Here is a 3,636-nt window from a genome sequence, read left to right as displayed (position 1 = left end):
GCCTGACACCAGTCAGGCCGGCCTTTTTTTGTCTTTTCCCTGCCTAAACAAAGGCTTGCAGGTCATCCAGATGGCGGATGAGGCGGCAGCCCATGGCCGTGAAAGGCGCATCCAGGGCGGTATCGGGCTGTGGCCGGAAGGCAAAAACCTGCATGCCGGCCCGTATTCCGGCGGTAGCTCCGGGCAGGCTGTCCTCAACCACCACGCATTTTTCGGGTACTGCACCCATGGTTTGCGCTGCGAACAGGAATAGGTCCGGCGCCGGTTTGCCATGCTGCACCTGCTGGGCGCTGAACAGGCTGCCGGGGCTGAAAAAACGGGCAAGGTTGGTGCGTCGCAGGCTGAAAGCGATCTTGTCCGATTCGGAGGAGGAGGCCACGCAGCGTGGCCCCCGCAGGCGGCTGAGCAATGCCTCGGCGCCGGGAATCGGTTGCAGGTCGCGCTCCAGGCGCCGGAAGGTTTCGGCCTGCAGATCGTCGCGGAAGCCCGGCGGCAGGGCGAGGCCATATCGCTCGTGCGCCAGGCGGAAACAGCTTTCCAGGCTCAGGCCGGTAAAGTCATGCGCTAGGCGGGCCTCGTCGATGGCCGGGTCGAGGCCCAAAGCCGCCAACTTTTCATGGAACACCCGATTGGCCAGCGGCTCGGAATCCACCAGCGTGCCATCCAGGTCGAAAACGATCAGGTCGTGGCTCATGCCGCCACATTAAACACGGCAGGCTCACATGAACAGCTTGCGGCCCAGGCCTTCCATGTCCTTGTAGAGGCCGGCCACATGCTCGCCATAGCCGTTATAGATCACGGTGGGAATGCGGTTGCCGGTGCCGATGATTTCCTCGGTGGCCTGGCTCCAGCGCGGATGCGGCACAGCCGGGTTCACATTGGCCCAGAAGCCGTATTCATCGGGGCCGAGATCTTCCCAGAAGCTTTTCGGCTGCTTGTCGGTGAAGGTGAAGCGCACGATCGACTTCACCGATTTGAAGCCGTATTTCCAAGGCGTCGCCAGCCGCAGCGGCGCGCCCATCTGCTTGGGAATCGGTTTGCCGTAAACCCCGGTGGAAATAAAGGCCAGATCGTTGGTGGCCTCGGCCATGCTCAGGCCTTCCACATAGGGCCAGGGATACCAATCCTGGCGCTGGCCACGGGCTTCCTTGGGCCGCATGAAGGTTTCCATGCGCAGATATTTCGCATCGTTTTTCGGCTTCGCGAAATCCACCAGCGCCTTCACCGGAAAGCCGCTCCACGGCACCGTCATCGCCCAGGCTTCCACGCAGCGGAAGCGGTAGATGCGCTCTTCCAGCGGCATCTTGCGGATCAGCTCTTCGGCATCCAGCGTGATCGGTTTTTCCACCAGGCCGTCGATCTGCACATCCCAGGGTTTCAGGTTCAGGCTTTGCGCTGTGTCTGAAATCCGCTTGGTGGTGCCGAATTCGTAGAAGTTGTTGTAGGTGGTCGCCACTTTTTCCTCGGTCAGCGGCCGGCCGGCTTCGAAGGCGGCATTGCGTTTGGCGGGATAAAGTTCGCCCGCCATGCCGGCAACCTGAGCCTGGCCGGTATGCGGCATCATGCCGGCAAGGCCGATACCGGCCGCGCCTAGCAGCGCCTGACGCCTGTTCAGGAACACCGCCTCGGGCGTTACCTGGCTTTCCTTGATTTCCCAGCCACGCAGCCGCTTGATCAGCATGCTAAACCCCTAAAAAAACAAATGGCGACGGGGAGAGGCTACTCCCATCGCCGCCATTCGCCAATCACACTTGTAGGTAGGGGATGCTCACTTTTCCAGGAGGCTGCGCAGCATCCAGGCGGTCTTTTCATGCACCTGCAGGCGCTGGGTCAGCAGGTCGGCTGTGGGCTCGTCGCTCGCCTTGTCGGCCTGCGGGAAGATCGCACGCGCGGTGCGCGCCACGGCTTCGTGGCCCTTCACCAGATTCTTGATCATGTCGGTGGCTGCCGGAATCTTGGTTTCTTCCGGGATCGAGCTCAACTTCACGAATTGCGCATAGGTGCCCGGCGCGGCAAAGCCCAGGGCACGGATACGCTCGGCGATGGCATCCACCGCAAGCGCCAGTTCGGTGTAATGCTGCTCGAACATCAGATGCAGCGTCTGGAACATCGGGCCGGTGACATTCCAATGGTAATTATGCGTCTTCAGATACAGCGTGTAGGTGTCGGCCAGCAGGTGCGACAAGCCATCGGCAATCTTCTTCCGATCCTTCTCATTAATCCCGATATCGATATCCATGGGGGCTTCTCCTTTGCTGCATTCTATATTGGAACCATTCTTGAAAATGGCAATGGCCATACTGTTTTAAATACGGGTCTTTTCGGCGGTTGATCGCCGATTTTCATACTGCGAAATCGCCGTTCTTGGCGGCTTCAAGGGCGGCCTTGGCCCGGTCCCGGTGCTGTTGCGTGATATGCGCCTGCACGGTGCGCATGGCCAGCAGCAGCACGGCCAGGTCGTCCGTATAGCCAAGCGCGAGAAACATGTCGGGGACGGCATCCAGCGGCAGCACGAAATAGCCCAGCGCGCCCAGCAGCGTGGCTTTGGCGCGGGCCGGAGTGGCCGGGTCGATGGCGCAGTAAAACGCTGTCAGCAGGTCCGCCAGGCGGTCGCGCAGCCAGGGCAGGCGACCCAGCACGGCCTGTAATTTGGCGCGGAATTGCGGCTTCAGCCTGGCTTCCTCTGCGGCAAGCTTGTCGGGCTCCAGGGCGCCCGCACTTTCCTCTGGCAGGTTTTCGCGGTTTGCTGCGGTCATGCTCTGGATATGGTGAGGCGCGCAGCCCTCGCCAAGGGGCGCAGGCATCGGCTATAAACCGGGCAGATTTTGTAATGCACAGCAACAATTGAGCAAGAAAAGCGGAGGAACTCGGCATGAATCTCAAAGGTGTTGGCGCTATCGTCACCGGCGGTGCCTCGGGTCTGGGCGCGGCCACCGCGCGCGAACTGGCCAAGGCCGGCGCCAAGGTTGCGATCTTCGACATGAACCTCGAACTGGCCACCCAGACCGCCGGCGAAATCGGTGGCGTGGCGATCAAATGCGACGTGGCCGATGGTCCCGGCGGCGAGGCTGCCGTGCAGGATGCCATTGCCAAGGTCGGCCCGGTGCGCGTGCTGGTGAATTGCGCCGGCGTGGGCACGCCGATGAAGGCGGTGGGCAAGGATGGCCCGGTGGCGTTGGAGAAATTCGTCAAGGTGGTGCAGATCAATCTGGTCGGCACGTTCAACATGATCCGTCTGGTGGCGTATCACATGCAGCAGCAGGCCGAGATGGATGGCAAGGAGCGCGGCTGCATCATCAACACCGCGTCGGTGGCGGCGTTCGATGGCCAGATCGGCCAGCCCGCCTATGGCGCCTCCAAGGCCGGCGTGCATGGCATGACGCTGCCTCTCGCCCGGGAATTCTCCCAGTTCGGCATCCGCGTCTGCACCATCGCGCCGGGCTTGTTCGGCACCCCGATGATGTTCGCCCTGCCGCCCGAGGCGCAGGAATCCTTGGGCAAGTCGGTGCCGTATCCGTCGCGCTTGGGCAAGCCCGAGGAATATGCCGCGCTGGCCCGCCATATCTGCGAAAACCAGATGCTGAACGGCGAAACCATCCGCCTGGATGGTGCGCTGCGTATGGCGCCCCGTTAAGG

At 61.9% G+C, this 3,636-nt stretch carries 5 protein-coding genes; 1 reads left to right on the top strand and 4 read right to left on the bottom strand.

What is annotated here, in order from left to right:
- Positions 1–43: 43 nt before the first annotated feature.
- From KBB36_RS20830 to KBB36_RS20815, 4 genes are all read right to left on the bottom strand, one after another.
- Complete coding sequence (locus KBB36_RS20830; RefSeq protein WP_290985808.1) at positions 44–694, bottom strand: HAD family hydrolase; 651 nt, start codon at positions 692–694, stop codon at positions 44–46.
- A gap of 24 nt (positions 695–718) precedes the next feature.
- Positions 719–1,681 carry a protein-methionine-sulfoxide reductase catalytic subunit MsrP gene (gene msrP / locus KBB36_RS20825; protein ID WP_290985804.1) on the bottom strand — a complete coding sequence of 321 codons (963 nt, stop codon included), beginning with the start codon at positions 1,679–1,681 and terminating at the stop codon, positions 719–721.
- Between the two features lie 87 nt (positions 1,682–1,768).
- Complete coding sequence (locus KBB36_RS20820) at positions 1,769–2,239, bottom strand: Dps family protein (RefSeq protein WP_290985800.1); 471 nt, start codon at positions 2,237–2,239, stop codon at positions 1,769–1,771.
- 103 nt (positions 2,240–2,342) lie between these two features.
- Positions 2,343–2,756 (bottom strand): YkvA family protein, encoded by a 414-nt coding sequence (locus KBB36_RS20815; protein ID WP_290985798.1) that lies wholly within the window; start codon positions 2,754–2,756, stop codon positions 2,343–2,345.
- 116 nt (positions 2,757–2,872) lie between these two features.
- On the opposite strand from KBB36_RS20815, the gene KBB36_RS20810 reads away from it, so the two are divergent.
- Positions 2,873–3,634, top strand: a complete 762-nt coding sequence (locus KBB36_RS20810) for an SDR family NAD(P)-dependent oxidoreductase (protein ID WP_290985795.1) — start codon at positions 2,873–2,875, stop codon at positions 3,632–3,634.
- Positions 3,635–3,636 lie beyond the last annotated feature (2 nt).

The sequence above is a fragment of the Ferrovibrio sp. genome (assembly GCF_017994015.1).
Classification (GTDB): Bacteria; Pseudomonadota; Alphaproteobacteria; order Ferrovibrionales; family Ferrovibrionaceae; genus Ferrovibrio.
Note: the sequence above shows the minus strand (reverse complement) of the source record. Positions and strands in the feature narration are given on the sequence as shown.

Excerpts from the sequence above, each read along its gene's own strand:
- KBB36_RS20830 (WP_290985808.1), bottom strand. The coding sequence starts at position 694 with ATGAGCCACGACCTGATCGTTTTCGACCTGGATGGCACGCTGGTGGAT.
- KBB36_RS20820 (WP_290985800.1), bottom strand. The coding sequence starts at position 2,239 with ATGGATATCGATATCGGGATTAATGAGAAGGATCGGAAGAAGATTGCC.
- msrP (WP_290985804.1), bottom strand. The coding sequence starts at position 1,681 with ATGCTGATCAAGCGGCTGCGTGGCTGGGAAATCAAGGAAAGCCAGGTA.
- KBB36_RS20810 (WP_290985795.1), top strand. The coding sequence starts at position 2,873 with ATGAATCTCAAAGGTGTTGGCGCTATCGTCACCGGCGGTGCCTCGGGT.
- KBB36_RS20815 (WP_290985798.1), bottom strand. The coding sequence starts at position 2,756 with ATGACCGCAGCAAACCGCGAAAACCTGCCAGAGGAAAGTGCGGGCGCC.